A 26854-nucleotide genomic window follows, 5' to 3' on the forward strand; every position below is an offset into this window, starting at 1 on the left:
ATGACACAGACATTGAACGGCCCCGTCGAGGGCAAGCGCGGCACCCGGCCCGCGAAGGCGACCCTGGGCGGACCGAGCATGTTCGCCATGCTGCTGCGCGACAAGTTCGCGACCGTCGGAGCGGTGATCCTGGGCCTGGTGGTCCTCACCGCGATCTTCGGGCCGGCGCTGATGGGCGAGCTGGCCACCAAGCAAAACCTGATGTTCATGAACAAAGCTCCCTTCAATCCCGAAAACGGGTGGGCGTACTTCCTGGGCTCGGACTCGCTGGGCCGCTCGGTGCTCGCGCGGCTCATCGTCGCCACCCGCACGACCCTGCTGGTCGCGGTGCCCGCCGTCGCGGTGGCCCTGTTCATCGGCTCCCTCTGGGGCGTCTGGGCCGGCTACCACCGCGGCAGGCGCGAAAACATCTCCATGCGCATCGCCGACATCATCATGTCCTTCCCCTCGCTGCTGCTGGCCGTCGTGGTGCTCTACGTCTTCAGTCCCTCGGTGGCCAACATCGTGCTGATCCTGGCCGTGACCCGCATCCCGATCTACATGCGCACCGCCCGGGCCGAATCCGCCGAACTGCAGTCCCGCACCTTCGTGGACGCGGCGCGGACCTTCGGCACCAAGCCCAACTCGATCATCGCCATGCACGTGATCCCGGTGGTCACACCCACCCTGCTGACCCTGGCCACGCTGGAATTCTGCTACGTGATGCTCGCCGAATCCTCGCTGTCCTTCCTGGGCATCGGCATCCAGCCGCCGGACGTGAGCTGGGGGCTGATGGTGGCCCAGGGCCGCCAATACCTGCAGACCGCCTGGTGGCTCTCGATCCTGCCGGGCCTAGCCATCGTCATCACCGCGATCGCCGCGAACATGCTGGCCGCCTGGCTGCGCATCGCCACCGACCCGGCGCAGCGCTGGCGCCTGACCCTGCAGAAGACCGTCCGCAAGGCATCCAAGGCCGCATCGAAGGAGGCAAAGTGATGATGGAAGTACTTGATCGCCAAACCCGGGACAAAGCCACCGCCCAGGCCGTGTTGGCCGTCGACGGGCTGGACGTGGACATCCGCACCCCCTCCGGCACTGTGCGGGTGGTCGGCAACGTTTCCTTCACCGCCTACCAGGGCCAGACCCTGGCGCTGCTGGGCGAATCCGGCTGCGGCAAGTCCATGACCGCCAAGGCCATCGCCGGCCTGCTGGACCCGGTGGCCTCGGTTGCCGGGGGAACCGTGGAACTCGAGGGCAGGGACCTGAACGCGATGAGCCCGCGGCAGCGCCGCGAGGTCGCCGGACCGGGCCTGGGCATCGTCTTCCAGGACGCGCTGACCGCGCTGAACCCCGTCTACACCGTCGGCACCCAGCTGGGCGAGGCCTTCCGGATCCACCGCGGCATGAACAAGAAGCAGGCCCGCGCCCAGGCCATCGAGCTGATGCGCCGGGTCGGCATCCCCGAGCCCGAGGTGCGGGTCTCGGCCTACCCCCACCAGTTCTCCGGCGGCATGCGCCAGCGCATCCTCATCGCCATGGCCGTGGCGCTGGGCCCGCGGCTGCTGATCGCCGACGAACCCACCACCGCCCTGGATGTCACGGTGCAGGCGCAGATCATGGAGCTGCTGCGCCGGCTGCGTGAGGAGGAGGACATGGCCGTCGTGCTGATCACCCACGACCTCGCGGTGGTCGCCGAGGAGGCAGACGACGTCTGCATCATGTATGCCGGCAACGTGGTGGAAAGCGGGCCGGTGGCCACGGTGTTCTCCACCCCCACACACCCCTACACCAAGGGCCTGCTCGAGTCCGTTCCCACCCACGCGGTGCGCGGGGACGACCTGTCCTCCATCCCCGGCAGCCCGCCGGAACTGGCCAAGATCCCCGCAGGCTGCGTCTATGCGGACCGCTGCCCCATGGCCGCGGCGATCTGCCGCGAGGTCCGCCCCGAACTGCGCCCCAGCGGGGAGAACCAGTTCTCCGCCTGCCACTTCTCCGAATCCCTTCGCGCGGGTTCCGCCTCGGCGCCCGCATCCGGGACCGCTGCATCCATGGACCTTGGATCAACACCGCATGAGGAAAACCAATGAGCACCAACATCGTGGAATCCACCCGGCACAACGTCCTTGAGGTCCAGGACCTCTCCAAGTCCTTCAACGTCTCGGCCGGTTCCGGGGGCTCGCGGAAACTGAAGGCCCTTGACGGGATCTCCCTGTCGGTGGGCAAGGGGGAGACCCTGGGCCTGGTGGGGGAGTCGGGCTGCGGCAAGTCCACCCTCGCCCGCACCCTGATGATGCTCGAGACCCCCGACTCCGGCACCGTGCGCTTCGACGGGCAGGACCCGTTTGCGCTCAAGGGCAAGGAGCTGCTGGCCTGGCGCCGGCGTGTGCAGATGGTCTTCCAGGACCCCTTTGCCTCGCTGAACGCGCGGATGACCGCCGGGGCGATCATCTCCGAACCCTTCGCCACGCACAAGGACCTGTACCGCGGCACGGCGGCCCGGACCAAGCGGCTCAACGAGTTGCTGGATTTGGTGGGGCTGCGCACCACCGATGCGCACAAGACCCCGCAGGAGTTCTCCGGCGGCCAGCGCCAGCGCATCGGCATCGCCCGGGCCCTGGCGCTGGACCCGGATCTGGTCATCCTTGACGAGCCGGTCTCGGCGCTGGACCTCTCGGTGCAGGCGCAGGTGCTGAACCTTCTCAACGAACTGCAGCAGCAACTGGGGGTCAGCTACATCTTCATCTCCCACGACCTCTCGGTCGTCCGCCACGTGACCGACCGGGTCGCGGTGATGTACCTGGGACGGATCATCGAATCCGGCGTCACCGAGGACGTCTTCGACCGGCCGCTGCACCCCTACACCGCGGCGCTGATGTCTGCCTCGCCGAAGCTGGACCCGGCCATGCGCCCGGCGAAGCGGATCGTGCTGCAAGGCGAGCTGCCCTCGCCGCTGGATCCGCCCAGCGGATGCAGGTTCCGCACCCGCTGCTGGAAGGCGCAGGACATCTGCGCCTCGCTGCGGCCCGAGGCGGCGGGCCGCAATTCGGACGGCTCGGTCTCGCTGGGGATCCCGGCCATCGGGCCCGGCGAATCGGTGCATGCGGCCGAATGCCACTTCCCGGTCTCCACCCCGGCCGAGGCCGGATTGGTGCCGGCCGGGTAGCGAGTACGCAGCCGGGCCCGGGTGCTTACCGCGCCCAGCCCAGCTCGCTGGAGGTGGTGATCGAGGCCAGCAGCCCGAGGGATTCGATGCTTGCTGCATGGGCGCCGGGGGTCGCCGCCGAGCATGCGTCTTCCACGATGGCCACGTGGAAACCGTGGTCGGAGGCCGCGCGTGCCGAGCTCTCCACCGAGATGTTGGTGGCAACCCCCGCGAACACCAGTGTCTGGATTCCGCGGTCCTCAAGGATGCTTGCCATCTCCGGGGTGAATCCGCCGACCCGCTGGTTGGTGAGAACCAGATCGGTGTCCTGCGGGGCGTGCTGCTCGATGAAGTTGGTGTGCGCGGACCCGTGCTTGAGCGATTCGCGTTGTTGGGCGATCCGCAGCAGCGGCGAGTTGGCGTTGAGGTCGCTGTAGTCGGGGTTGTAGGCGATCTGCGTGTAGATGACGGTTGCGCCGGCTTCCCGGGCGCCCTCGAGCAGGCCGGAGAGCTTCCCCACGATGCCGCGGTTCACGACCTCGGCGTGGAAGAAGTCCGCAAAGGCGCCCTCGGCGCCGATGATGTCGCCCTGGCAATGGATGGCGACCAAGGCGGTCGATTCGGGATCAAGATTCATGACAGGCACTTCCTTCGGCACGGAGCATGACGGTGTCGTCTTGGTCGAGGTTCCCGCATCAACGAGGCGAAACGCACCGCGCAGCGCATGGACCCCCATATGTTGCCCACCGTAGCCGCACCCATCAACCAAAGGCCAGCATTTCTTTAGCCGCACCTTGGGGGAGGCAAAGCCAAGGCGGGGCGAAACCAGTTGCGCTCGCCGGACACTCGGGGGACCTGGTCAGGGCGTCGTTGCGCCCTTGACACCGACGCGGTGGCCGTAGGCGGCATCCAGCACGGCCCGGGTGCGGCGCCGGGCGTCGGCGTCGCGGATGCCCAGGGTGGAGACCAACGCGGCCAGCTGCTCGATCCGGGCGACATAGTCGGCGCCGAGGCGTTGGGACAGGGGGCGTGCGGCCAGGTCATCGGCCATCCGCCAGGCCATGGCCAGGGCGCGTTCGAAGATGCGTTGGTCCGCGTCGGCGCGGGTGGCCGCCGATCCCGCACCGAGCACCGCGACGGTGTTGAGCCGCGAATCATCCAGGCCCAGGGCCAAGGCATCCAAATCTTCGCGGACCTTGCGCAAGGCAACGGCGCTGCGCCCGAAAAGCCCCAATTTCAATGAGACCGCACCGCCGTAGATGATGATCTGCAGCAGCGCCACCAGGCCGAGGGCGATGCTGGAGCACAGCAGCACATAGAGGAAGTCGTTGTTCACATCCGGTTCGATGTACCCGTTGGCCTGCAGGCCGCGAGCCAAGTCGTTGATGGTGGTGGCCACCTGGATCTCGCCGTATGAGGAGATGTAGTAGCTTCCGTATTCCCAGGAAGACTCGCCGAGCCTGGTGTTGTCTCCGGTCGATAGTGCGCCGGCGATCATGGTGGGGATGGTGAAGGTCCCGTCGTCCAGGGCCCACACGGGAATGATCACCTGGTCGGCCAGCAACTCGCCGGTGGCGGGATTTAGCAGGCGCGGGAACTCCGACTTGATCTTCCACAAGGCATCGACCAGGACCTGCGGGTCCTGGTCCCGGGCTCCGATGGTGTCGGAAGATCCCGGGTGCAATCCCAGGTAGTCGCCGGCGCTGCGCACCGCCACGGTGATGTCCACGTCCTGGGTGAACTTGTCCTGCATGTAGCGGCGGATGCCGGCCTCGGTGAGATCCTGGGTGTTCCCGTCAAGGGCCAGGGAGCGCAGGGGTTGGTTTCCGGTCAGCGCCCAGGCGGGCCGCCCCGAGGTTGCCTCGAGCACCGCGCCGCCGATCATCAACGATCCCACCGCGATCACAACCAACGCGGTGATCCACGCTCCGCGCTGGGCGGGATACGGGTCGCCCAACTTCCAGCGGTGCCGGGCCGCGGCCGGGGTCCCGCTTTCATCCGTGCCGGGCAGCGGGCCCAGAAGCGCGCGGGCCGCGGCGTTGGCGCCGTCCAACACGTAGAGGGCTCGATCCGATTCGGCGGCCGAGAGCCCCAGGCCCCGGCGCAGGGATGTGAGATCCTCCCTGCCCTTTCCATATCCCCTGACGCGTGCCCGGCGGTGGCGGCGCAGCGAACGATTGATGGCGCTCGCACTGCGCTCCAGTTCGCGTTCGGCCCCTTGCCAGTCCTGGAGGGCGGCGGATGATTCCTGGTCCGTGCCAAGGATGCCCAGCAACTCCTGAACCGCTTGTTCGAGACGGCGGATGCGCCTGGGTGCCACGGTCCCGGGCTCGCCCGCCTCCAACCGGACCAGCAATTCCTTGGCCGAGAACAGCAACGGCGCCGCCAACCGGTCAAGCACCCGCTGGCTGCCCGCCAGATGTCCCAGCACCGAGCCGGCATCCATCAGGGCGTCGGCCTTTGCCACCAGTGCCTTGGCCTGGGCCTCGAACTTTTTCACCGCCTCGGCGGTGGACGATGCCAGTGCTTCCTTGGGGTTGTAGACCGAGGCGATGACGGCGTCCTCGGTGCGCGCCAGTGCCAGCGAATCCTCGCGGATCGCGTTCCAGGCGGCGTTGAACCCGGGGGTGCGCTGGTCCTTGTCCGTGGTGCGGTAAGTGACGTCCAGGGCCTCAAGTTCCAGGACCACGGTGGCCAGCAGGCGCTGGGCAGCGGTCAGCCTGCGAAACACCGACTCCCGCCGTCGGCGCCGGGACAGGGAAAATGCCAGCGAGACGATCGTCAGCGCCAGGCCCAGCGTCGTGCCCGCCAGCCAGAACACCGGGGTGCGGATCTTGCCCTCATCCAGGACCTCGGCGGCACGCTGGGCGGCCGCGGTGACGGCCGCCGGCCCGTGCCCGAGGCCGACGTTGTCCAGGTAGGCATCCTTGATGTCGAACCGGTTCTCGGTGTTTTTCTCCCTGTCGGCGTCAGGCGGGTAGATCCCGACACCGGTGAAACGTCGCTCCTGGCCCGGGTCCGCCGAATCGTCGGTGATCGCGGTGCTCAGGATGACCTCGGCACCGGGATCCACCCGACCCTGCAACTCGTCGTAGCTCAAGAACCGGTCGGTGACCACGATGCGCAATGGCTTCCAGGCCCGGATCGGTTCGGTGGTGGCGGCGTCAACTGTTGCCTGCGAAATATTCAGTGGGTGCTGGCCCTGGACGATGATCTCAATCGGGGCCTCGGGGGTGGCGGTCACGGTGGTGAACCCGAGCGCGGCGAAGGCCAGGGTGCCGGTCCCCGCAATGATGGCCACCCAAGGCAGCCCGAAGCGTGGTTTCCTGCGGGCGCGGATCAGCTGGGTTTTCATCGGCTCGCTCGGGTCGGGAATGGAAGCAACTCCCTGATTCTAATATCTCTGGAGTAACGGTTCACGAGGTTTCTTGCGGGATGCTGCCCGCGTCGAATGAGTGGGGCCGGCCGCAATTGACAATTCCCTTCCCACGGAGTCCTGTCGATCAAGTTGGATGGCGCAGGGCCATAATGCAATCATGAGCAAATTCTTCACGCTGGTGCAGTTGCGCTATTTCGGAACCGTGGCGCGGCTGGAGAACATGACAGCGGCGGCCGCCGAACTGAACGTCACCCAATCAACACTTTCCTCCGCCATTGCAAGGCTCGAGGATGAATTCGGGGCATCATTATTTACCAGGCTCTCCAGCAAGGGTCTGCGGCTGACACCGTCGGGCAAGCGCCTGCTTATGGGATCCCAGGCTTTTTTGGAGGAAGCAGATCTGCTCTACCAAGCGGTCCGCGACGAAGGCGAGGCGCTCGCCGGGGAATTGGTGGTGGGCATGTACTCGCCATTGGCGCCGTTCAAGGCCCCGGTGATCCTGCAGGAGTTCGAGGCGGCACATCCCCACGTGAAGGTCAGTTTCCACGAGGGGGACCAAGAATCGTTGCGCCAGGCGCTGCTTGACGGGGTCTGCGAGCTGGCGCTGATGTACGACCAAGGAATCGGGGCCGAGTTTGACCGACGGGTCCTGGAACGGATCCCGCCGCACATCCTGGTTCCGGCCGGCCACCCGCGGGCAGCCACGCCGCAGGTGCCGGTCAGCCTGCTGGACTTTGTTGACGAGCCGTTGATCCTGCTGGATGCGAAACACACCCGGGAGTACTACCTGGACATGTTCAGCCAGCTCGGAATCCGGCCATCCATCCGTCATGTGGTCTCCGGTTACGAGACTGTGCGCTCATATGTCGCACGCGGTCACGGGTATTCGCTGTTGAACCAGCGGCTGAGCAGTGACCTGACCTATGCCGGCGGTTCGGTGGTGCCGCTGGAAATCATCGAGGACCTGCCGCCGATCGAGATGTCGCTGGTGCGCCCCATTGGCGCCAAGCCGACACGCAAGTCGCTGGCGTTCGAGCAGGTCTGCATCGCGCTTTATGGTGAGGGTTCCGGCGCGAACCACTCCACATCAGTCCGAGCTGATCGATTTTCTTGATGGGTCCAACCGAAATAATCCGTTAGACCTATGTGATTGCGGTCACCACACTGGTTCCAGGGTAAACATCAATAGCCGCCGTTTGAGCCAATGGGTCGAACGGACCGCACACTCAGGAGCGTCGATGAAGACCGAGATCCAATCCCAGGAACCGCAGGCAGAGCTGCAGCAAGACCGCAAGGCCACCAACGGAATGCAGAAGCGTGTGCTCGCCGGTGGCAGCATTGGGCAGTTCATCGAGTTCTACGACTTCACCCTCTACGGTCTGTCCGCGGTGGTGCTCTCCCAGCTCTTCTTCCCGGGCACCAGCGCGCTGGCCGGGCTGTTGGCCACGTTCGCGACCTTCGGAGTCGCCTTTCTGGTCCGCCCGTTGGGCGGCTTGTTCTTCGGCGCGTTGGGGGACAAGATCGGGCGCCGCAAGGTCCTGTTCATCACGCTGCTTTCCATCGGCGCGGCCACCGCCTTGATCGGCTTGTTGCCCACCCATGCGACCGTCGGCGCCGCAGCCCCGGTATTGCTGGTGCTCTGCCGCATGGTGCAGGGTTTCTCCGCCGGCGGTGAATCGGTCGGAGCTCCAGCCTTCGTCTTCGAACACGCCCCAATCAATCGGCGCGGCTTCTGGTTGAACATCACCCTGGCCGCCACCGCCCTTCCCTCGGTCTTCGGCGGCACTCTGATCCTGGTGCTCTCGAGCTCCATGTCCTCCGAATCATTCATGTCGTGGGGCTGGCGCATCCCCTTCCTGCTGGCCCTGCCCATGGCCTTCTTCGGCCTGTGGATCCGCTCCAAGACCGAGGAGTCCGATGCGTTCAAGGCCGTGCTGGCCAAGGAATCGACCAAGGAATACAGCCCGTTGCGCGAGGCCTTCGCGGAGAACAAGGTTCGCATGCTGCAGGTCATCTTCGTGATGGGCCTGACCGCCATGGGCTTCTACTTCCTCTCGGGCTACTTCGTGTCCTACGTCCAGGTCACCGGTAACCTGAGCCGCGACCAATCGCTGTTGGCCAACGCCACAGCCATGCTGCTCTACGCGATCCTGCTGCCCATCGGCGGAATCATCGGTGACAAGGTTGGCCGCAAGCCGATGCTGATCGCCGGCTCCGCGGCACTGGCCCTGCTGTCCATCCCGTGCTTCATGCTGGTCACCTCCGGCTCGCTGCCGCTGGCCATCGCCGGGCAGCTGCTCTTCGTGGTCCCGATGTGCATCTACGGCGGCGGCTGCTACACCTTCTTCGTGGAAATCTTCACCACCCGCACCCGCTTCACCTCGGCGGCGATCAGCTACAACGTCGGCTACGCGATCTTCGGCGGATCGGCCCCCTTCGTCGGGACCTTCCTGGTTTCCCAAACCGGACTGAACGCGGCACCGGGCTACTACATGGCTGCCGCCGCCGTCATCGTATTCCTGCTGCTGACCCTCACCAAGGTCCCGGAGACCCACCACCGCATCGGCTGACGCCCCGTCCCCCTTTGGCCTGAACCACCGACCCACCGCAAGGAGCACCCCCCCAATGAGCGATGCAACATTTCTCACCGATTTCCACCACGTCGCCGGAATCGGTGCCACCGAGAACAACGGCGTCGAACGCCAGGCCGCCACCGCGGCGGACAAATCCACCCGGGACTGGTTTGCCGCCTTCGCCAAGGAACGTAACTGGGAGGTACGCGTCGACGGGATCGGGAACATGTTCGCACTGATTGACCTGGTCCCAGGTGCCCCGTACATCCTGCTCGGCTCCCACCTGGATTCCCAGCCGCTGGGAGGCCGCTTCGATGGCGCCTACGGGGTGCTGGCCGGACTGCACGCCGCCGAACGCGTGGCAGGATCCCTGGCCGCCACCGGCACGGCCCCGGTGTACAACCTGGCCGTGGTGAACTGGTTCAACGAGGAAGGCGGGCGCTTCGCTCCCTCCATCATGGGTTCCTCGGTCTTTGCCGGGCTCATGGACCAGGAGAAGATGCTTGCGGTCAAGGACCTGGCCGGCACCACCGTGGCCGAGGCCCTGGAATTGATCGGCTACCTGGGTACCGACGAACGCCCGGAACTTGCCGGCTATGCGGAGATCCACATCGAGCAGGGCCGCATCCTGGAGCGCGAGGGCGTCACCCTGGGCGCCGTCGACTACTCCTGGCACACCCAGAAGCTGGATGTCGAGGTGCTCGGAGAGCAGTCGCACACAGGAGCCACTGCCATGGCCGACCGCCACGATGCCTTGGTGGCGGCTTCCAAAGTGGTGCTGCTGGTCCACGACGTCACGAAGAAGTTCGCCGAGGAGGCGCTGGTGTCATCCGTCGGGCAGCTGACCCTGGAACCGAACTCCCCGATCGTGGTGGCCCGCCGGGTGCACCTGGTCGCCGACCTGCGCTCGGCAAGCCCGGAAATCGTCGCCGAGGCCAGGGCTTCCCTGCTGGCCGACATTGCGCAGATCGCCAAGGACCACGACATCCGCATCAACGTCAACGACTTCGACGTCCGCGGGATCCAGCACTACCCCGAGGCCGGGCTGGAACTGACCGAGAAGGTCGCCGCGAACCTGGGGCTTTCGGTGCGCCGGATCCGCACCATGGCCGGGCACGACTCGGTGGCCATGAACCGCATCGTTCCCACCGTGATGATGTTCATTCCCTCGGTGGACGGGGTCAGCCACTGCGAACGCGAGTTCACCACCGATGTCGACATGGTGGCCGGGGTGAAGGCGCTGGAATCGGTGGCCCGGGAGATGGTCATCGGGGCGCTGGCCCCCAGCGACCCGGCCGAACAGGAACTCTCGACGGCAGGTGCCGCGTGACCCCGGGCGCAGCCACCGCCGTGGACTCGCTCGCGCTGCTGCCCGCAACCGAGGCGCTGGCCGGGTTCCGTTCCCTGGAAATCTCGCCCGTGGAGATCCTCGAGGCCCAGATCCAGCGGATCGAGTCGCACAACGGGGACCGGGAAACCGGCATCAACGCCTTCACCGAGACGCTCTTCGACTCCGCCCGCACGCAGGCACGTGCCGCAGCAGATGAGTATGTACGCCTGGCACGAGAGGGCGGGGAAGCCCCCGCATTGCTAGGGCTGAGCGTGGCCACCAAGGAAAAGCACGGCATCGCCGGACGCACGCTCGAACAGGGCCTGGCCGCCCACCGCGGGCGCATCGCCCCGGTGGACCACCCCGTCGTGGAACGGCTGAATGCCGCCGGCGGAATCATCCACGCCCGCACCACGAGCCCCGAATTCAGCTGTGCCACCACGACGCATTCGCCCATGTGGGGGATCACCAGAAACCCGTGGAACACCGAGACCTCGCCCGGGGGATCCTCCGGCGGCTCCGGAGCCGCCCTGGCCGCGGGGTTCACCACGCTGGCCACCGCCTCGGACATTGCGGGGTCCACTCGCATCCCGGCTGGGTTCACCGGAACCGTGGGCTACAAGGCGCCCTACGGCCGGATCCCGGGATTCGGGGCGCTGGCCGCCGACTGGTACCGCGGCGACGGACCGATGGGACGCACGGTTGCAGACACCGCACTGCTGGCCGCGGTCATCTCCGGGCGTCACCAAACCGACCACGGTTCGTGGGGAGGATACGGCATCAACCCGTTCGCCGGAGGGGACGTGGCAGGGCTGCACATCGGACTGTCGCTCACGCTCGGGGATTACCCGGTCGCACCCGAGATCAGGGAAAACACCCTGAAGGTCGCCCGGGCACTGGAAGCCGCGGGAGCCGTGGTCGTCCCGGTGGAACTCCCCTGGACCACCGCGCGGATCACCGAAACGACCTTCGCTCACTTCGGGCACATTCTGGGTCCGGCCATGGCAACGGAGACAGCGGGTACCGAGTCCGAGCTGGCTGCCTACACTGCCCGGTTCATCAAGGACGCGGCGGCCGCCGCAACCCGGCACACCCTGGTGGAATCCCTGGCGATGGACCATGCGCTGCAGGCCGAGCTGGCCGCGGCGATGGCGGGGCTGGATGCACTGTTGTGCCCGACCTCGGCGGTGGCCTCGCTGGCCGCCGACGGGGACTACCTGGACGGGATCGCGACCTCCGAGGGACACTTGGGCCACTATTGGGAGGCGCACCTGACCAGCCCGTTCAATGTCGCCAACCGCTGCCCGGTCGTTTCGGTTCCCAGCGGGCTTTCGCGCGACTCGGTGCCCACCGGCGTGCAGATCGTAGGGCACCCCTTCGATGAGGCTATGGTGTTCCGGGTTGCCGCCGCTGTCGAGGTTCTCGTGCCGGGCCCGGGGTTTCCGCAGCTGAAACCGTCTTATTCGGCTTCGTCGCTGTAGGTGCCGTCGGGGAAGGGATCCTCGATGGCCTTGATGCCGACCAGCCAGTCGATCACGACCTTGTTCATGGCTTCGCCCTTGAACTTGTACCAGGCTTCGAGTTCCGTCGGGAAGTGCTCCAGCGCGTCCCTGAAGTGGCGGAACGGTTTGCTGCGAACCAATGCCTGCTCAAGCTTGGTCCGTGCCTCGCCGTCGGGAAGCCCCGCGGTGAAGTCCTCCATATGTCGGTAGGACTCGTAGGATTCGATGCGGTCCACGTAGGCGTAGTTTCCCTCGTCGATCTCCTCCAGCGTGATGTCTTCATCGAGCCCCGGCACCACAACCTCACCGGTATCAAGATGGAGGTAATATTCGTTGCCCATGGAGCGGTCGTCCTGCATGGCCCAGGCAATTTCTTCCAGATCCAGGTCTTCGAGTTTCAGCATCAGGCTTCCTTGCCGAGTTTTTTCCGTGTGTAGGTATCAGCTTTGCGCGCCCACGGTGATCGCACAAGCACTCTGGACGGAGTGCGATTTCCTGGGCGTCGTGACCGAACGCCGGCTGGGGAGCCTGCCCGGCAGCGCCATGATGCGGCCTCGTGGACTTTGCGCAGCAGGCTGCCGCGCTACGTGCGTCCGCGCAGGTCATCAACCTCCAGATGGCCCAGGCGGCCGGGATCGGCCAGCACGTCGAGGCCGATGATCCTGCCCTCCCGAAAAGCGAACGCCATGATGGACACAACCCGCCCGTGCAGCACCGCGGCCACCCCCGGACGCCCATCGATCAGGATCGGCGTCGAGTGGGCGGCAAGCCGCGCCGAGAGCACCGCCTGCTCCGCGATGGCGGCCGGTCCTTCGATCACGCGGTTGCTGGTTCCGTAGTCGGCGCGCAGCACCGCGGATTCATCCAGCAGGCCCAGCAACGCCGTGAAGTTTCCCTGCTGGGCCGCAACCAGCCAGGCGTCCACGAGCTCGCGCGCACGATGCGGTCCCGGCCGGGCGGGATCGGGTGCACCGCGCAGATGCCGGCGGGCACGGGAGGCCAGCTGCCGGGAAGCCGGGACCGACTTCTCCAGCACCTCGGCGACCTGGTCGAACGGCTGCCCGAAGACATCATGCAGGATGAAGGCCACCCGCTCGGCGGGGCTGAGGGTCTCGAGGACAACCAGCAGGGCCACGCCCACCTGGTCGCTGCGTTCGGCTTCCTCCGCAGGGTCGCCGTCCAGCGCGAGCGGCTCATCACGCCAGGGTTCGACCTGCCAGGAATACTCGCGCATCCGGCGGGGAGCCCGAAGCATGTCCAGGCTTATCCGGGAGACCACCGTGGTTAGCCAGGCCTCGAGGTTCACGATCGCCCCGGCATCGGTGCGCTGCAGGCGCAGCCACGCCTCCTGCACCGCATCCTGGGCGTCGGCGTCCGAGGAGAGCAGCCGGTTGGCGATGGCCAGCAGGCGCGGACGGGACCGCTCGAAGCGTGCGGTGAGATCTTCTTTCCCTGTCATGTCACGTCCTTGTCCTCTTGACCGTCATCATACTGACGAGGCGCAGGGCCTCGACGTGACAAAAGAATAAGGGAACAGGATCATGAAAACACCCATTCTCGTGACCGGGGGCACCGGCAACATCGGCAGCCACGTGGTTCGGCGGCTGCGCGCCGCCGGCAAGGACGTGCGCATCCTCAGCCGCCACCCGCGCGCGAACGAGCCCGGGATCGAGCATGTCCCGGGCGACACCGTCGCAGGCACCGGGTTGGCCGCGGCACTGGACGGGGTGGACACCGTGCTGCACCTGGCCGGCGGCGCCAAGGGGGACGACATCGCCGCCGGCCACCTGGCGGACGCGGCCAGGACTGCGGGAACCGGCCACCTCATCCTCATCTCGGTCGTCGGCGCGGAGGCGATGCCGATCGGCTACTTCCGGGCCAAGGCGGCGGCCGAGGAAGCCCTCGCTGGCTCCGGGGTTCGGTGGACGGTGCTGCGTGCAGCGCAGCTGTACGACTTCGTCTGGCCCGTGGTGCGGATGCTCGCCCGGATGCCGCTGGCCCCGGTGCCGGGAGGCCTGTGCTTCGAACCGGTGCACGTCGAGGAGGTCGCGGCCCGCCTGGCCGAGCTGGCCCTCGGGGAACCGGCCGGGCGCGTGGCAGATCTGGTCGGGCCCGAGGTTCTGGACGTCCAGAAATTATTGGAAGGCTATTGGGAGGTCTTCGGCCACCGCCACCCGAGGCTGCCGATCCGGATTCCCGGGGCGATCGGCAGGGCCTACCGAAATGGGGAGAACCTTGCTGCCCCCGGGGCGCAGCGCGGGCAGCTCGGTTGGACCCAATTCCTCGCCGAACAGGATGCTGCCGCGCGCCGGGGCACGGTGCGGGAGCAACCCCGGTCCGCCTAAGTTCCGCGCCCTCGGGCACCGACTTGCTCTAGCGTGTGGAGACGGGGACCCTCAGGGGCGTTTCCGCTTCGAGCCCAGCCAGCACGGCGATGACGTTGCGGGCCGGCAGGGCCATGTATTCGCGCAGCGAGTCAGTGGAGCGGTAGGCGGTGTGCGGGGTGATGATTGCCGAGGGGTGGGACAGCAGCGGGTGGTCCGTCGGAGCAGGCTCCTGGGCCGGCACATCCAGCATGGCCCCGGCCAGATGGCCGGAATCCAGCGCTTCGAGCAGCGCGGGCTCGTCGACGAGCCCGCCGCGGGCGACATTGACCAGGTAGGAGCCCGCCGGCATGGCCTCCAGCGCCGTGGCATCGATGAGGTTTTCGGTTTCGCCGGTGAGCGGGGTGTGCAGGCTGAGCACGTTGGAGCTTTCCAGCAGCTCGTCCAGTTCGACCCGGCGCACGCCGTCGGGCCAGCACTCGGCGGGGGTGAACGGGTCGTAGGCGATGACTTCCTTGAACACCGGTTCGGCAATGTTCGCCAGGAACTGGGCGATCCTCCCGAAGCCCACCAATCCCAGCGTGAGGCTTTCAAGCCGCTGGGGCACCGGCAGCCCGGTCCCGGTCCAGTCGCCGGCCCGCGCCAGGGCCTGGGAACGGGGAAGCTGGCGAACCAGGGCCAGCATTCCGGCGAACGCGTGGGTTGCCACATCCGCCGTTGCGGCTGAGGGGACGGTGCACACCGTGATTCCTGCGTCGGTCGCCGCCTGCACATCGACCATGTCGAATCCCGCCGACATGGTGGCCACGACCTTCAGGTTGGGCAATGCGGCAATCATCGATGCATCAAGCGAGGCGTAACCCAGGATGATTCCGGCGCACTGGCGCGCGGCGGCCAGGATTCCTGCGCGGTCGCGGGAATCCAGGTAGGCGGCTTCGATGCCCGCCTCGGCGAGCAGGTCCAAGGCAATGGTGTGGTCCAGATCGGCGGCGTCGGTGATCAGGACGCGGGGTGAGCCGCACTGGGTTCTCCGACATTGCCAAGCGGACCGGCGGGTCCAAGGCCACGGTTCTGCGAATGCTGGCAACGCTCAAGGGAGTGAACTGGGTGCAGCAAAGCGATACACGCGACGCGACTTGGTCACTGGGCTTTCAAGCATATGCCGTGACCGCCCGCGCTGGACTGGGTGCCGACCTGCGGGACATCGCCGTTGGCCCGATGAATGGCCTGCAGCTGGACACCCGGGAAACGGTTCACCTATGCGTCCCCGACGGCAATTCCCTGGTCGTCGTTGAATGACTCGATAAGTCGCACGTCCTGCGCGCGTTCCTGGCGCTGGGAACTCCTTCCATTGCACGCATCGGCAACGGGACTGGCCTTCCTGGGGGCTTCCACAGTCGAATTTGTCCCCGACGTCATGGATGGTCCCTTGGGAAAGGTTGGTGAGCAGACTGCCACGGCCCCCGGAAGCATGTGGAAATTGGTGCGCGAAGCGCGGGAATGTGGCTATGCCATCAACGAAGAGGGTCCGAGCAGCGGAATCACGTCCCTGGGAGCAACCATCGTGAACTCCGCGGGCAGCCCGGTGGGCTGCGTATCGATCTCCGGTCCCTCGAGCCGCATACTGCCTGCCAAATATGAGGAGTACGGCACTGCCATGGTCCGGACGGCCGGCGAAATCAGCACACTCCTGCGCGGCAGACGCTAGGGCACGGTGTTTACTTACATCCCGGTTCAGCGCTGGCCAGTTCCTTGTCCGCGCCGAGGTTTCGCCGCTGACGAGGGGCAGAGCGGGGGCGGGGAGGCGAAATAACCGGTCTGCTGCAGGTGGATACGCAGCGTCGTCTCCAAGGGGTTTCCGAGTTGCAGGTACGAGCCGTTCCACGGTGTTACCGGTGCGGCCATGGAATGGCTCCGAAAGTTTCCGGGAACAGCCCGGCCCGGTCCCGATGCGTTTAGCGTCTGGAACGGAAGCCTGACCTTGGCACAAGCATGCACGCATCGCGAGATCCCGGCGAGTACCTGGACCCGATGGAATATCAGGCCCAGGCGCTCACATGGCAGCGCCCCGTGGCAGCGTTCAGTTTTCGCCGACCCTCAGGCGCAGAAGCGCCCGATCCTTATCCAAGAACAAGCGCCCCTTTCCGTGGGCCTGAACCACCTGATGGGAGATTTTCATGCACCGGCGAGGCATACCCAAGGCCAATGTTGGCCCCACGCGCGGCCGACTGCCCTGACAGTCCATCCACGTCCGTGGGTGTGGGCCGGGGGTCGAGGTGAATTCCGGCGATCATGCACCTGACGGATCCGCCCGCCAGCTCGATGGTGGAGACGTCAACCGGGAGCAGCGTGCAGCTTCGCTGGATTACTTCCTTTTGCGCTTCGGTCAGGCAGGCGAAGGCCGTGCGTGAAAGCGCAAGGTACCGTCCGTTCGTGCCCTGCAATTCAATCGCGTTCCCCGCGAACATCCGTACCTGTTCATGGGTCAGCCCGATGATGGCCCGACCGCCGGCGGAAAGTCGTTCCGCAACCTGCCGGCGCCGTTCCGGAGAACGGATCATATCCAGCCCGATCATCGCGAAATCGGTCGCCACGGTCATCATGACATTGGTGTGGTAGACGGCAGCCCCGGAGGAATCCACTGCATCGAATGCCATCGGCTCATAACCGAAGTTCGTGCAGAACCGTTCCAACGCCACCGGGTCGGCCCGGCGGGACCTGGCCGCGTACGCAACCCGGGCCCCGTGGTCCAGGACCATGGCTCCGGTGCCTTCCAGGAAGACGTCGTCAACCTCGAGTCCCGAATAATCGATGACGTCTTGCACCCGATACCGGAACTTCAGAAGCTCAAGGATGTCGGCCCGACGTTCGTTCCGGCGGTTTGGAGCGTACATCGGGAAGACAGCAACATGTCCCCCGGCGTGGGTGGACAGCCAGTTGTTGGGGAACACGCTGTCCGGACGGTTGTGGTCGTGGTCATCGAAAAGGTGCACCGTGATGCCGGCGGACTCCAGCGCCAGTGCGAGTCCCGTGACCTCGTCGCGCGCCGCGGAAGCGAGTATCTCGGCGTCCAGGCCATCGGCGGGGACCTGGAATGCGTTGTCACCTGCCGTCTCGGGATTCGGTGCAAAACAGTGGGGGCGGACGAGCACTACTGCGGAAGGGGCTTGAACTGACATTCCCGTGCTCAGGATCCGACAGGTGAGAGCGCGCCGATGAGACCGAAGAGGTCCTTTGGGTTCTCCGGGTTCGCGACAAGGTCGATTTCCTCGAAGAAATCCGTCCCGACGACCGCATCGCGGACGTAGCGCAGGGCAGCGAAGTCCTCAATGGCAAAACCCACGGAATCAAAGATGGTGATCTGGTCGGCCGACTTCCGGCCGGGGCCCTGGCCATCCAGTACCTGCCAGAATTCGGTGACCGTGAAATCGGCGGGCATCTGCTGAATTTCGCCTTCAATGCGGGTCTGCTCGGTGAACTCGACGAAGACCTCACCGAGCTCCAGGATGGCAGCATCCAGCTCGGTCTTTCCCGGGCAGTCCCCGCCGATGGCATTGATGTGCACACCGGGCTTGACCAGCTCCGCCGTGAGGATGGTCGCGTTGGCCTTGTCGGCGGTGCAGGTGGTGATGACGTCGGCACCGAGCACCGCCTCCTGCGCCGAGGACGCCACCGTGATGTCGAATCCCAACGGCGTCATGTTCCGGACAAACTTCTCCATCGCCGCCGGGTCGGTGTCCCACACCCGCAGGGTGGTGATGCCCAGGGCGCTGCGGAAGGCCATGGCCTGGAACTCGGACTGGCTTCCGGTTCCGATCATGGCCATCACCGTCGAATCTGGCCGGGCGAGCTTCTTCGCCACCATGCCGGAGGTGGCGGCCGTGCGAAGCGCCGTCAGGACCGTCATTTCGGTCAGGAACGTGGGATAGCCGTTGTGGACATCGGCCAACACGCCAAAAGCCGTGACGGTCTGGAAACCACGGGAAGGATTCGAAGGGTGCCCGTTGACGTACTTGAAGCCGTAGGTTTCCCGGTCGCTGGTGGGCATGAGCTCGATGACGCCGAAGGGAGTGTGGCTGGCGACGCGGGGTGTCTTGTCAAAGGATTCCCAGCGCTTGAAATCATTCTCAAGGTACTCCATGATTCCGGTGATGATTTTCTCCGGGCCCTGGGTAGCCGTCCAGCGGACCATGTTGCGGACATCGACAAAGCGCGTCATCTGCGCCCCCTATTTTCTCTCGTAAGCCGTTGTTGCAATGAGCCTATGTACCGGCGATATGCATCCACAATTGCTGAAATGCACGCTTTTCATTGAGAGAGTTGGCAAAATGTCGACTCACATTGAGCACTGTGTACAAAATTGGCGGGCGGCCACCGATCGCCGGCGGGAGCGCCCCGACGTCCGGACCGGGCCGGGAGGGCTGCTAGCGAAGCACCGAGCTGAGCAGGAGGCTGGTTTCGCTGTTCACGATGCCCTCAACTCCGCGGATCCGCCCGAGGATCTGGTCGAACCCGGGCAGGCTTTCCGCTCGAAGCTCCGCGACCAGGTCCCATCCGCCGTTCGTGGTGTGCAGCGAGGTGATTTCCGGGAATCCCCGCAATTGCCTGATGACCTTGTCGGCCGAACGCCCTTCGACTTCGATGAAGGCGATGGCGTGGATGGCCATGGGATCGCTTTCCTCGCGGATCCTGACGGAGAAGCCCACGATGGTTCCATTGTTGATCAGTCGCTCCAGCCGGCTGTTGACCGTGGCGCGGGCGACACCGAGGGTTCGGGCAAGGGTGGCGACGGGTGTCCGCCCGTCCTCGCGCAGCGCAGAGAGAAGTCGACGGTCAAGGTCTGTGAGGGCTGTCATGTACATAAAGTACATCGGCCTTCGACAATCTGCGCAATCAGTCAGCGAAAAGTAGGCTTTTCTGCAATTGAGGGTGCACAACAGCGGACCGTACTGTGGATGGCGAGTGATCTCCCTCACGAAAATTGTGGCGGAGGGTTGCGCCTTCGACACCACCACGTTGAGGCGCGTGTTCATTTCCGGCCACCAAGCCATGCCGGGATTTTCTGTCGGGCCATCCTGCCCGGCCGTGGTGTTCCACTTCGCTTGCGCTATTCGCGCCGCAGGATTCCGTCGTACTACATGACACAAAGGGTTACTATGATGCCGTCTTCATCCTCCTTGCCGTTCAAGCTCGCAGTCGCGGCCGCCATGGCCTCGCTGGCGCTCAGCGGATGTTCAACAGCCTCGCAGTCGAACGCGAGCACCCCTTCGGGGACCACGGGATTCGAGGCCTCGACGGTTTCCCAGGATGAGGCGCTGGCAGCGTTGGTTCCCGCGGATCTGAAGGCCAAGGGAACCCTCACGGTTGGTTCGGACACCTCTTACGCGCCGGCCGAATTCCTTGGCGGCGACGACGGACAGACACCGCAGGGATACGACGTCGATCTTGCCAAGGCCATCGGTGCAACCCTGGGCCTCACCACCGAAGTGGCAACCTCCGAGTTCACCGGCATCTTGCCTGCCCTCGGCACCAAATACGACTTGGGCATTTCTTCCTTCACCATCAATCCCGAACGCTCCAAGACGGTGAACTTCGTCAGCTACTTCAACGCCGGAACCCAGTGGGCGGTCCTCAAGGGAAACCCCGGCGGGCTCACGCTGGAAGATCTGTGTGGCAAGCGCGTAGGTGTCCAAACCGGCACCGTTCAGGATCCGGATGTGGCCGAACGTTCCAAGGTATGTGTCGCGGACGGCAAGGAAGCCATCGAGGTCATCAGCCTCAAGTCGCAGACCGACGTCACCACCCGCCTGGTCAACGGCGGCATCGATGCTATGGCCGCCGATTCACCGGTGACCGGCTACGCCCTGTCGCAGACCGGCGACAGCCTGGAGAACCTCGGGGAGGTCTACGACGGAGCGAAGCAGGGAATCGCCGTGGCCAAGTCCGACAAGGAACTGGCCGAACTCGTCGGCAAGGTTGTGAACAAACTCATTAGCGACGGGACCTACGCCAAGATCCTGGAAAGCTGGAGCAACTCCGACGGCGCCATTGTGAAGGCCCAAGTGAACCCGGAGTCGGGCAGTTGAGTATCCTTGCCCCCGAAACCGCACCCCGCAAGAACGTGGTCGCGCACAGCAGACCGGAAATGATCATCGCCGTTCCGGTCCGCCACCCGGGCCGTTGGGCCGCCGCAGCCCTGATCGTGCTCTTCGTGGGGCTCGTCGCCCAAAGCCTGGTGACGAATCCCAACTTCCGGTGGGACGTGGTGGGAACGTATTTCATGGATGTCCTGGTGATCCAGGGCATCGGTTGGACGTTGCTGCTGACCGTCCTGTCCATGGTCATCGCCGTCGTGTTGGCCATTCTCCTGGCCTTTATGCGCCAATCGGAGAACCCGCTGTTCCGCAGCGTGAGCTGGGCCTGGGTCTGGTTTTTCCGGGGTACCCCGGTCTACACGCAACTCGTGTTCTGGGGCCTGATTTCCGTCCTTTATCCCAAGATAGCCTTGGGTGTGCCGTTCGGGCCGGAGCTGTTGAGCTTCAACACCCAAGACGTCGTCACGGCATTCGTGGCCGCGGTGTTGGGCCTCGGCCTCAACGAGTCGGCCTATCTGGCCGAGATTTTCCGTGCAGGCCTCAAATCCGTTGATACCGGCCAAATGGAGGCTGCCGAGGCCTTGGGGATGCGAAAGTCCAAGATCATGTGGCGCATTATTCTGCCCCAGGCCATGCGCATCATCGTGCCGCCCACCGGCAACGAGACCATCGGCATGCTCAAGACCACCTCCCTGGTGCTCGCGGTTCCCTTTACCCTCGATCTGACCTTTGCCACCAACGGCATCGCGAACCGAAACTACCTCCCCATTCCCCTGCTCATTGTCGCGGCACTCTGGTACCTGCTGATCACCAGCCTGCTGATGGTCGGGCAGTACTACGTCGAACGGCACTTCGGGAAGGGCGTGGACAATTTCGTCCCCGCCCCGATCAAGGCAGCCAAGAAAGCCCCCGCCCGCGTTGCCGGCGTGGCACCCGCAACCAAGGACAAGGACGAGCCAGCGTGACGATCACCGCCGACACCATCACCAAGCAAGCCCTCGTCCGCATCGACGGGGTCCACAAGTACTACGGCCAGCACCACGTGTTGCGTGGAATCGACATGACGGTTCGCCAAGGCGAGGTATCCGTGTTGATCGGCCCTTCCGGCTCGGGGAAGTCAACACTGCTGCGCTGCATCAACAGGCTGGAAACCATCAACGCCGGTCGAATCCACGTGCGTGACGAGTTGATTGGCTACCGGGAATCCCGTGGTCGGCTGCATGACCTGACGGCCAAGCAGATTGCCGCGCAGCGCCGGGAAATCGGCATGGTGTTCCAGCGCTTCAACCTTTTCGCGCATCGCACGGTGCTGCAGAACATCATGGAGGCCCCCACACAGGTGAAGCGGCAACCCCGGGCCCACGCAAGATCGCGTGCCCTGGAATTGCTCGACCGTGTGGGTTTGGCGAAACACGCCAACCACTATCCAGCCCAGCTCTCCGGCGGCCAGCAGCAGCGGGTGGCAATCGCCCGCGCCTTGGCCATGGAACCGGAATTGATGCTTTTCGATGAGCCGACCTCGGCCCTGGACCCCGAACTGGTGGGCGAGGTCCTGGCCGTCATGAAGGAACTGGCCGAATCCGGAATGACGATGATTGTCGTCACCCACGAGATCGGGTTCGCTCGCGAGGTGGGAGACACCCTGACCTTCATGGACGGCGGCGTCGTGGTCGAAAGCGGGGACCCTCGGACGATCATCGCCAACCCGCAGCAGGCCCGAACCAGGGAGTTCCTCTCCAAGGTTCTCTGAGCTTGCTATTTAACCGTTGACGGCTGCTTTCCCACCGGATGAATGATGGCCGGTCGTCGATTCTTGCGGCCCGGCGGTCGCCCGGGCCCCGGATGCGTGGGTTTCGGTGCGCCGGCAAGCAACGGCAGCTTCCGGTGGAGGTACCGAAATCCCCGCCGGGTCCGCGCCGGACTGAGCTTGTGCGGCTCCACCACCTTTTCCCACGGTCGGCGCAGGTCGCCGGTGAGCTCGCGGGCCAGCGCCAACTGGGTGTGGGCGGCGACCACCAGCCACGTCCAGGTGTCGCCCGCCCGCGGGGAGGTGACCTGCGGGGCATTCCAGCCCAGCGTCTGCTTCAGGAACCTGAACGTGTGCTCCAGGTCGAAGCGGCGCAGGTAGGACTGCCAATACCTCTGGGCCTGGGCGGTATCCGGGTCCGGGGCCGAGGTCCAAAGCCAAAGTGGCTTGGGCTTGGCGTTGCCCGGCAGGTGCTGGACCTCGAGCCGGATCAGCGTGCCGGCGATGACCGGCAACTCACCCCGGTGGTCCTCCCAAGCTCCGCGGCGGGCCAGCCGCGGATGCAGGCGGTTCCAGCTTTGGGCGGCGGCGTCCCCGTAGCGGGTCGTTTCGGTGTGGCTTGCGGTGGCCGGGGCGCCCCAGGTGTCCGGGTCCTGGAGCCTGAAGTCCCTGCCGTGGCGGGCCGGGCGCCCGGACCCCGGCGGCGCCGGAATCGGATCGTTGCGCAGCACCCGGTCCGAGCGCAGGCGCCCGATCACCTCCAAGGGCAGGTCGGCCAGGAGCCAGCCGATGCGGGCCACGTTGTATCCGGCGTCGAAGAGCGCCAAGATCTTTTGGTCCCCGGGTTTCCAGTGCCCGGCGGCGATGATGCCCTCGATGACGGTGCGCAGCTGCCCGGCGGTCATCTCGGTTTCCGACTCGGCGGGACCCAGCCGGCGCACGTCAAGGATCCTGGTCCAGGAGGTGCGCCCGGGCTCCACCGCGGCGATGAAGGAATACGGCCAGCCCGGAATCATTTGCTTGGCCCCGGAGCCGCGGGCATAGGTGTGGCAGAAGAGCCGTTCGGGGCTGGTCGGGGCATCGGGGCGCAGCCAATTGCTGATGTCCACGGCCAAAACGATCCGCCCGCTGGCATCCCGGGGCAGCGGGGCCGCCAGCAGTGCGCCGCGCAGCTGCTTTTCGGTGAGCGTTCCCTGGTTCACCGCATCATAGAGCGCCCCGTAGCCGCGGCGGTGCTCGGGAACCTGGGAGAGCCCAACCAGGGTGTCGACCGGGCCTTCGGAGCACAGGATCGCGTCGCAGAGCTCGAACTGCGCATCGGGGCGGGATTCGAGGCAGTGGTAGAACCTGTCGCGGAAATCGATCAGTTCCTGTGCTGGGTTTTCGGTCATCGAGGAACTCCCGGGTGTCACCAATCATCAGACAGTACTAATACTGTTCGATAGACTGGTGGGAAGCCGGGAACGACACGGCAGCATTTTTCGCAACCCACTCCGACCGGAGGGCGCATCCATGGCCACCACCCCCAAACCCCCACCGGATCCGAGCCAGGAACTGGCCGAGGCCACCGCCGAATACAGGGAGCTGGCGGCCCGCATCGGCGAGCTGGGCCTGATCCACCACGGCTCGGTCGTCCACCGCCATGCCGCACCCGCCGACGCCACGGAGAAGAAAACGGGGCGGGCCCCGTTCTACCAGTGGAGCAGCAAGGTCAACGGCAAGACCGTCACCCGGACCCTGAGCGAGGAGGAGGCCACGCTCTATCGGGAATGGATCGACAACGACCGCGAGCTACGGCGGATCATCAAGGACATGCGCGAGGCCTCCGAGCGGGCCACGCGCGCCATCCTGCGCGAAAAGGTTAAATAGCAAGCTGAGGCCAGTGGAGCCGCAGCAACCCCGAACAGAGCAGGTGGGGGCACGACGAGGGGCTTGATGTGTTGCGGGAATCGAGCGACTTCGGGTTCGCCGCCGAGGTGGTGGGCAGGTTTGATGCCGTGGCTACATGCCTTCAGGCCGCCGTCATGGCACCCAGCTGGAACCGGCTGATGGCCCCGACCCTGCGTTGAATTTGTTGCACCTTTCGCTGGATCGTCCGTTGGCTGACGCCGAACGAGCGTGCGATGGATTCATCGGTCAATCCGCTGGCCAGGAGTCGAAGGATCTCGCGTTCCTCGCTGCTGAACAGATGCGGGGCTGCCAGATGCGTCGGCGACAACGGCATAGCCGCCTGCCAAATCGTCTCGAATGTCTCGTGCAGGAACGAGGCGAGCCACGGGCTTAGGATGTGAATGCCCATCGCGCCCCCATGGTGTTCTTCGGCCCCCACGATCAGGGCTTCTTCCCTGTCGCGGATCACGAGCTTGGCAGGGACCTTCGGATAAACACGCATCTCGAATGAGGCCCACCGCGTGCCCAGCGGCCGCCTGACGGAAACATCGTGCTGCACCGCGGACGGGGCAAAAACCACGCGGCACTGCATATCCGGCCTGCCGGGGGATGTGGGCACGGGCGGAGGCATCGGCGCATCAAGGTCGGCGTTTCCGGGGTCAAAGATTTCGATGGACCTGCCGGCGGTGGATTGCAGGTCGCGAAACACTCCATCGAGGTGATCCGTGGTGCGGATGTATTCCACGTTCGACGGTGCGCATGATTCGAGGAGTCCCCGCCTTGCGGCAAACTCCGGTCCAAGCGACTCGACGATCCTGAGCCGGTTCGAGTGCTCGGATATTCCAAGGACGGTCATGAAAAGCGCCCCCTTTCAGGCACCCCCGGGGAGGTGGGGCTCGGTTTGGTTCCATGTTTTTCCCGCGGTCATGGTGCGTGCCAACCGCTGTCACCACGTGGGCCCGGCACCCGCGGGCGGGAGCCTAGAAGAGAATGAACCCGGTTCCCAGTTCGTCGCTGGGATTGAGCTCGAATTGGTGGCGGCCGGTCCGGTAGGCCATCCCGGTGACGACCGGGATCACCGCCGGGAAGTCGGAGTGGGCCTCGTCGTGCGGGCGCACCGTGCCGACGAAGGTGGATCCGACGATGGAATCGTGGCGCAGGGAACGTCCATCGATCTCGCCCGAGGCTGCCAGGCAGGCGAGGCGTGCCGAGGTTCCCGAACCGCACGGCGAGCGGTCGACCTCCCCGTCGGCAAAGACCGTCATGTTGGTCTGGTGCGGGCCCGATGGCAGGTCCTCGAACTTTTGGAAGAGAATGGTCCCGTACACGCCGCTCAGCCGCGGATCCGGGTGCTGCGCCTCGGGAAGCTGGTTGCATGCCCACTTGACCGCACGGCCGATGGCGCGCAATTCGGAGTAGTTTTCCTTCGTGATCTCCATGCCCAGCTGCGCAACGTCAAGGCAGGCGTAGATGGCTCCGCCATAGGCCAGGTCCACAGTGAAAGTACGGCCATTGGCCTCAACTTCAAGGCCCTGTCCCGTGACGTAGGAAGGGACGTTCTCGAATGTGACACGCTGGACGACGCCGCCAGCGGATTCGACGTGTGCGGCCACGCGGCCCGAGGGCACGTCGATGACGACCACCGTGGTGCCATTGGGGTCCGATTCGACGATCAGTTCCTCCACGGCCCACACGCCAAGGGCCATGGTGCCGTGGCCGCAGGCCGTTGAGTAGCCGTCCTTGTGCCAGAAGACGGCGCCGAAGTCGGCGCCTTCGTCGTCTGGCTCGGTGACGAAGCAGCCGTACATGTCTGTGTGGCCCCGGGGTTCCTGAACCAGCATCTGGCGGATCCGATCGACCCCTGCGCTGTTTTGGGCCGAAACCCGGCGCTCGGCGACGGTGTTGCCTTCAAGGGTGCCGTATCCGTCGGCGACAATTCGGAATGGTTCTCCGCCAGTGTGGTAGTCAATCGTGCTGACCTGGATGGAGGCAGTAGCCATTTTTGCGGATTCCATTCTTGTGCTGTCGTAGTCGTCGGACGCTGGCTGGCAACCGTGGGTTGCGCGAAGCGAGCGGGGATATTCTCGCGTGAACCATCGACTTGATTGCTGTTTTGGGGTCCTGCTTGGGCGTGCGCGAGAGCCTGACACGATGTGTCGGGGGACACTTCTTGTGTAATAGTACATTGTACAAATTGCCACTTGTCAAAGCGGCGAAGCTTCGGGCTTGATCCGGATGTGGAGTGCGGGTGGACGCATCGTTGCGGCACCGCTGGACTACCGGGGCATCAAGGGCGTCGAACGGCGCTCGCTGGTCAAATCCCTGCTGGAACGTGTCGGGCTGAACCCCGACCACAGCACCCGCCACCCGCCACCAGCTTTCCGGAGGGCAGGCCCAACGCATCGGCATTGCACGGGTGCTCGCCGTCGAGCCCAGGCTGGTCATCTGCGACGAAGCTGTTTCCGCCCTTGGTGTTTCCGTGCCGGCGCAGGTCATCAACCTGCTGCGCGAGCTGCAACGGGAATCCGGGTATTCGCACCTCTTCGTCGCCCGCGACCTGGCCGTGGTGCGGCAGATCGCCGATGACGTCGCGGTGATGAGCTCGGGCAGGATCGTTGAGCAGGGAAGAGCGACCCGGGTCTTCGACAATCCGACGGGAGAGTGCACCCGGGCGCCTTTGCGTGCCGTGCCGGTGATCAACCCCGCGTGAGGGGTCCGTCGGCTGCAGGCCATGGGGCGGCTCATCGCCGGATAGGGCAAGGGCGTTCGACCTGTTCAAGGCAGCCCGGTGCGCGGAGCATTCTCCGCGCACCGGGCTCCTTGCTTTTTCGACCCAAGGCGGTTCTTCCGCCGGGCCTGGGGCCCGCTTCCACGTGACTGTGGACCCCGGAGC

26 protein-coding genes are annotated in these 26854 nt (G+C 65.4%); 15 read left to right on the forward strand and 11 right to left on the reverse strand.

Features of this window, described 5'->3' with window-relative positions:
* From JOF46_RS04675 to JOF46_RS04685, 3 genes are read left to right on the forward strand one after another with little or no spacing between them, the layout of a single operon-like run.
* Positions 1–975, forward strand: coding sequence for an ABC transporter permease (locus JOF46_RS04675; RefSeq protein WP_209906254.1), 975 nt, complete (start codon positions 1–3; stop codon positions 973–975).
* Positions 976–977: 2 nt separating this feature from the next.
* On the forward strand, positions 978–2066 hold the full coding sequence (locus JOF46_RS04680) for an ABC transporter ATP-binding protein (protein ID WP_209906255.1): 1089 nt from the start codon (positions 978–980) through the stop codon (positions 2064–2066).
* Complete coding sequence (locus tag JOF46_RS04685; RefSeq protein ID WP_209906256.1) at positions 2063–3142, forward strand: ABC transporter ATP-binding protein; 1080 nt, start codon at positions 2063–2065, stop codon at positions 3140–3142. Before JOF46_RS04680 ends, JOF46_RS04685 begins: the two co-directional genes overlap by 4 nt.
* A gap of 25 nt (positions 3143–3167) precedes the next feature.
* On the opposite strand, the gene JOF46_RS04690 is transcribed toward JOF46_RS04685, so the two are convergent.
* Both JOF46_RS04690 and JOF46_RS04695 read right to left on the reverse strand, forming a co-directional pair.
* A complete protein-coding gene (locus JOF46_RS04690) occupies positions 3168–3758 on the reverse strand; it encodes a cysteine hydrolase family protein (protein ID WP_245348007.1) in 591 nt (196 codons plus the stop codon).
* Positions 3759–3980: 222 nt separating this feature from the next.
* Positions 3981–6476 (reverse strand): DUF5129 domain-containing protein, encoded by a 2496-nt coding sequence (locus JOF46_RS04695; protein ID WP_209906257.1) that lies wholly within the window; start codon positions 6474–6476, stop codon positions 3981–3983.
* 181 nt (positions 6477–6657) lie between these two features.
* On the opposite strand from JOF46_RS04695, the gene JOF46_RS04700 reads away from it, so the two are divergent.
* From JOF46_RS04700 to JOF46_RS04715, 4 genes are all read left to right on the forward strand, one after another.
* Positions 6658–7614, forward strand: coding sequence for a LysR family transcriptional regulator (locus JOF46_RS04700; protein ID WP_209906258.1), 957 nt, complete (start codon positions 6658–6660; stop codon positions 7612–7614).
* Positions 7615–7738: 124 nt separating this feature from the next.
* On the forward strand, positions 7739–9070 hold the full coding sequence (locus tag JOF46_RS04705) for an MFS transporter (protein ID WP_245348008.1): 1332 nt from the start codon (positions 7739–7741) through the stop codon (positions 9068–9070).
* A gap of 55 nt (positions 9071–9125) precedes the next feature.
* Complete coding sequence (locus tag JOF46_RS04710; protein ID WP_209906259.1) at positions 9126–10403, forward strand: M20 family metallo-hydrolase; 1278 nt, start codon at positions 9126–9128, stop codon at positions 10401–10403.
* The gene (locus JOF46_RS04715; protein ID WP_342592362.1) at positions 10400–11884 is read left to right on the forward strand and encodes an amidase; all 1485 of its coding nucleotides are present in this window, start codon (positions 10400–10402) and stop codon (positions 11882–11884) included. Before JOF46_RS04710 ends, JOF46_RS04715 begins: the two co-directional genes overlap by 4 nt.
* Here JOF46_RS04715 and JOF46_RS04720 read toward each other — a convergent pair.
* A complete protein-coding gene (locus tag JOF46_RS04720; RefSeq protein ID WP_209906260.1) occupies positions 11863–12309 on the reverse strand; it encodes a UPF0158 family protein in 447 nt (148 codons plus the stop codon). The two genes, JOF46_RS04715 and JOF46_RS04720, sit on opposite strands and share 22 nt — an antisense overlap.
* A gap of 179 nt (positions 12310–12488) precedes the next feature.
* On the reverse strand, positions 12489–13364 hold the full coding sequence (locus JOF46_RS04725; RefSeq protein ID WP_209906261.1) for a sigma-70 family RNA polymerase sigma factor: 876 nt from the start codon (positions 13362–13364) through the stop codon (positions 12489–12491).
* 82 nt (positions 13365–13446) lie between these two features.
* Between JOF46_RS04725 and JOF46_RS04730 the strand changes: the two genes are divergently transcribed.
* Positions 13447–14250: an SDR family oxidoreductase gene (locus JOF46_RS04730; RefSeq protein ID WP_209906262.1), complete on the forward strand. Its 804-nt coding sequence runs from the start codon at positions 13447–13449 to the stop codon at positions 14248–14250.
* A gap of 28 nt (positions 14251–14278) precedes the next feature.
* Here JOF46_RS04730 and JOF46_RS04735 read toward each other — a convergent pair whose 3' ends face one another.
* Positions 14279–15316 (reverse strand): C-terminal binding protein, encoded by a 1038-nt coding sequence (locus JOF46_RS04735; protein WP_209906263.1) that lies wholly within the window; start codon positions 15314–15316, stop codon positions 14279–14281.
* Here JOF46_RS04735 and JOF46_RS04740 point away from each other — a divergent pair.
* Positions 15241–15528: a helix-turn-helix domain-containing protein gene (locus JOF46_RS04740; protein WP_209906264.1), complete on the forward strand. Its 288-nt coding sequence runs from the start codon at positions 15241–15243 to the stop codon at positions 15526–15528. The genes JOF46_RS04735 and JOF46_RS04740 overlap by 76 nt on opposite strands.
* Positions 15452–15937, forward strand: coding sequence for an IclR family transcriptional regulator domain-containing protein (locus JOF46_RS22830; RefSeq protein WP_425355032.1), 486 nt, complete (start codon positions 15452–15454; stop codon positions 15935–15937). Before JOF46_RS04740 ends, JOF46_RS22830 begins: the two co-directional genes overlap by 77 nt.
* Before the next feature lie 412 nt (positions 15938–16349).
* Here JOF46_RS22830 and ctlX read toward each other — a convergent pair whose 3' ends face one another.
* The 3 genes from ctlX to JOF46_RS04760 all read right to left on the reverse strand — a co-directional run bounded on the left by ctlX (position 16350) and on the right by JOF46_RS04760 (position 19085).
* The gene (ctlX, locus tag JOF46_RS04750) at positions 16350–17408 is read right to left on the reverse strand and encodes a citrulline utilization hydrolase CtlX (protein WP_209906266.1); all 1059 of its coding nucleotides are present in this window, start codon (positions 17406–17408) and stop codon (positions 16350–16352) included.
* 8 nt (positions 17409–17416) lie between these two features.
* Positions 17417–18448 (reverse strand): ornithine cyclodeaminase, encoded by a 1032-nt coding sequence (locus JOF46_RS04755; RefSeq protein ID WP_209906267.1) that lies wholly within the window; start codon positions 18446–18448, stop codon positions 17417–17419.
* Positions 18449–18653: 205 nt separating this feature from the next.
* Positions 18654–19085, reverse strand: coding sequence for an Lrp/AsnC family transcriptional regulator (locus JOF46_RS04760; protein WP_209906268.1), 432 nt, complete (start codon positions 19083–19085; stop codon positions 18654–18656).
* A gap of 303 nt (positions 19086–19388) precedes the next feature.
* Between JOF46_RS04760 and JOF46_RS04765 the strand changes: the two genes are divergently transcribed.
* Genes JOF46_RS04765 through JOF46_RS04775 form a run of 3 tightly spaced genes read left to right on the forward strand, consistent with a single transcriptional unit; the run spans position 19389 to position 22074 of the window.
* Positions 19389–20315 carry an ABC transporter substrate-binding protein gene (locus JOF46_RS04765; RefSeq protein WP_209906269.1) on the forward strand — a complete coding sequence of 309 codons (927 nt, stop codon included), beginning with the start codon at positions 19389–19391 and terminating at the stop codon, positions 20313–20315.
* A gap of 59 nt (positions 20316–20374) precedes the next feature.
* Positions 20375–21289, forward strand: a complete 915-nt coding sequence (locus JOF46_RS04770) for an amino acid ABC transporter permease (protein WP_209911556.1) — start codon at positions 20375–20377, stop codon at positions 21287–21289.
* The gene (locus JOF46_RS04775) at positions 21286–22074 is read left to right on the forward strand and encodes an amino acid ABC transporter ATP-binding protein (RefSeq protein WP_209906270.1); all 789 of its coding nucleotides are present in this window, start codon (positions 21286–21288) and stop codon (positions 22072–22074) included. The genes JOF46_RS04770 and JOF46_RS04775 overlap by 4 nt, the downstream gene beginning before the upstream one ends.
* 5 nt (positions 22075–22079) lie before the next feature.
* On the opposite strand, the gene JOF46_RS04780 is transcribed toward JOF46_RS04775, so the two are convergent.
* Complete coding sequence (locus JOF46_RS04780) at positions 22080–23462, reverse strand: NF041680 family putative transposase (RefSeq protein ID WP_209906271.1); 1383 nt, start codon at positions 23460–23462, stop codon at positions 22080–22082.
* A 121-nt stretch (positions 23463–23583) separates the two neighbouring features.
* Between JOF46_RS04780 and JOF46_RS04785 the strand changes: the two genes are divergently transcribed.
* Positions 23584–23940, forward strand: a complete 357-nt coding sequence (locus tag JOF46_RS04785) for a DUF6788 family protein (RefSeq protein ID WP_209906272.1) — start codon at positions 23584–23586, stop codon at positions 23938–23940.
* A gap of 142 nt (positions 23941–24082) precedes the next feature.
* On the opposite strand, the gene JOF46_RS04790 is transcribed toward JOF46_RS04785, so the two are convergent.
* Entirely contained in the window at positions 24083–24817 is a 735-nt protein-coding gene (locus JOF46_RS04790; RefSeq protein WP_209906273.1) for a helix-turn-helix transcriptional regulator, read from the reverse strand.
* Positions 24818–24941: 124 nt separating this feature from the next.
* Positions 24942–25961, reverse strand: coding sequence for a proline racemase family protein (locus JOF46_RS04795; protein ID WP_209906274.1), 1020 nt, complete (start codon positions 25959–25961; stop codon positions 24942–24944).
* A gap of 416 nt (positions 25962–26377) precedes the next feature.
* On the opposite strand from JOF46_RS04795, the gene JOF46_RS22140 reads away from it, so the two are divergent.
* Entirely contained in the window at positions 26378–26671 is a 294-nt protein-coding gene (locus JOF46_RS22140; RefSeq protein WP_342592363.1) for an ABC transporter ATP-binding protein, read from the forward strand.
* Positions 26672–26854: the final 183 nt, after the last annotated feature.

This window comes from Paeniglutamicibacter psychrophenolicus (assembly GCF_017876575.1).
Classification (GTDB): Bacteria; Actinomycetota; Actinomycetes; order Actinomycetales; family Micrococcaceae; genus Paeniglutamicibacter; species Paeniglutamicibacter psychrophenolicus.

Bases quoted from the DNA above. Each gene is read 5' to 3' on its own strand.
- JOF46_RS04730 (WP_209906262.1), top strand. From the start codon at position 13,447: ATGAAAACACCCATTCTCGTGACCGGGGGCACCGGCAACATCGGCAGC.
- ctlX (WP_209906266.1), bottom strand. From the start codon at position 17,408: ATGTCAGTTCAAGCCCCTTCCGCAGTAGTGCTCGTCCGCCCCCACTGT.
- JOF46_RS04705 (WP_245348008.1), top strand. From the start codon at position 7,739: ATGAAGACCGAGATCCAATCCCAGGAACCGCAGGCAGAGCTGCAGCAA.
- JOF46_RS04680 (WP_209906255.1), top strand. From the start codon at position 978: ATGGAAGTACTTGATCGCCAAACCCGGGACAAAGCCACCGCCCAGGCC.
- JOF46_RS04770 (WP_209911556.1), top strand. From the start codon at position 20,375: ATGATCATCGCCGTTCCGGTCCGCCACCCGGGCCGTTGGGCCGCCGCA.
- JOF46_RS04710 (WP_209906259.1), top strand. From the start codon at position 9,126: ATGAGCGATGCAACATTTCTCACCGATTTCCACCACGTCGCCGGAATC.
- JOF46_RS04785 (WP_209906272.1), top strand. From the start codon at position 23,584: ATGGCCACCACCCCCAAACCCCCACCGGATCCGAGCCAGGAACTGGCC.
- JOF46_RS04725 (WP_209906261.1), bottom strand. From the start codon at position 13,364: ATGACAGGGAAAGAAGATCTCACCGCACGCTTCGAGCGGTCCCGTCCG.
- JOF46_RS04685 (WP_209906256.1), top strand. From the start codon at position 2,063: ATGAGCACCAACATCGTGGAATCCACCCGGCACAACGTCCTTGAGGTC.
- JOF46_RS04675 (WP_209906254.1), top strand. From the start codon at position 1: ATGACACAGACATTGAACGGCCCCGTCGAGGGCAAGCGCGGCACCCGG.
- JOF46_RS04755 (WP_209906267.1), bottom strand. From the start codon at position 18,448: ATGACGCGCTTTGTCGATGTCCGCAACATGGTCCGCTGGACGGCTACC.
- JOF46_RS04720 (WP_209906260.1), bottom strand. From the start codon at position 12,309: ATGCTGAAACTCGAAGACCTGGATCTGGAAGAAATTGCCTGGGCCATG.
- JOF46_RS22830 (WP_425355032.1), top strand. From the start codon at position 15,452: ATGGCCTGCAGCTGGACACCCGGGAAACGGTTCACCTATGCGTCCCCG.
- JOF46_RS04690 (WP_245348007.1), bottom strand. From the start codon at position 3,758: ATGAATCTTGATCCCGAATCGACCGCCTTGGTCGCCATCCATTGCCAG.
- JOF46_RS04790 (WP_209906273.1), bottom strand. From the start codon at position 24,817: ATGACCGTCCTTGGAATATCCGAGCACTCGAACCGGCTCAGGATCGTC.
- JOF46_RS04695 (WP_209906257.1), bottom strand. From the start codon at position 6,476: ATGAAAACCCAGCTGATCCGCGCCCGCAGGAAACCACGCTTCGGGCTG.
- JOF46_RS04795 (WP_209906274.1), bottom strand. From the start codon at position 25,961: ATGGCTACTGCCTCCATCCAGGTCAGCACGATTGACTACCACACTGGC.
- JOF46_RS04780 (WP_209906271.1), bottom strand. From the start codon at position 23,462: ATGACCGAAAACCCAGCACAGGAACTGATCGATTTCCGCGACAGGTTC.
- JOF46_RS04765 (WP_209906269.1), top strand. From the start codon at position 19,389: ATGCCGTCTTCATCCTCCTTGCCGTTCAAGCTCGCAGTCGCGGCCGCC.
- JOF46_RS04760 (WP_209906268.1), bottom strand. From the start codon at position 19,085: ATGACAGCCCTCACAGACCTTGACCGTCGACTTCTCTCTGCGCTGCGC.
- JOF46_RS04700 (WP_209906258.1), top strand. From the start codon at position 6,658: ATGAGCAAATTCTTCACGCTGGTGCAGTTGCGCTATTTCGGAACCGTG.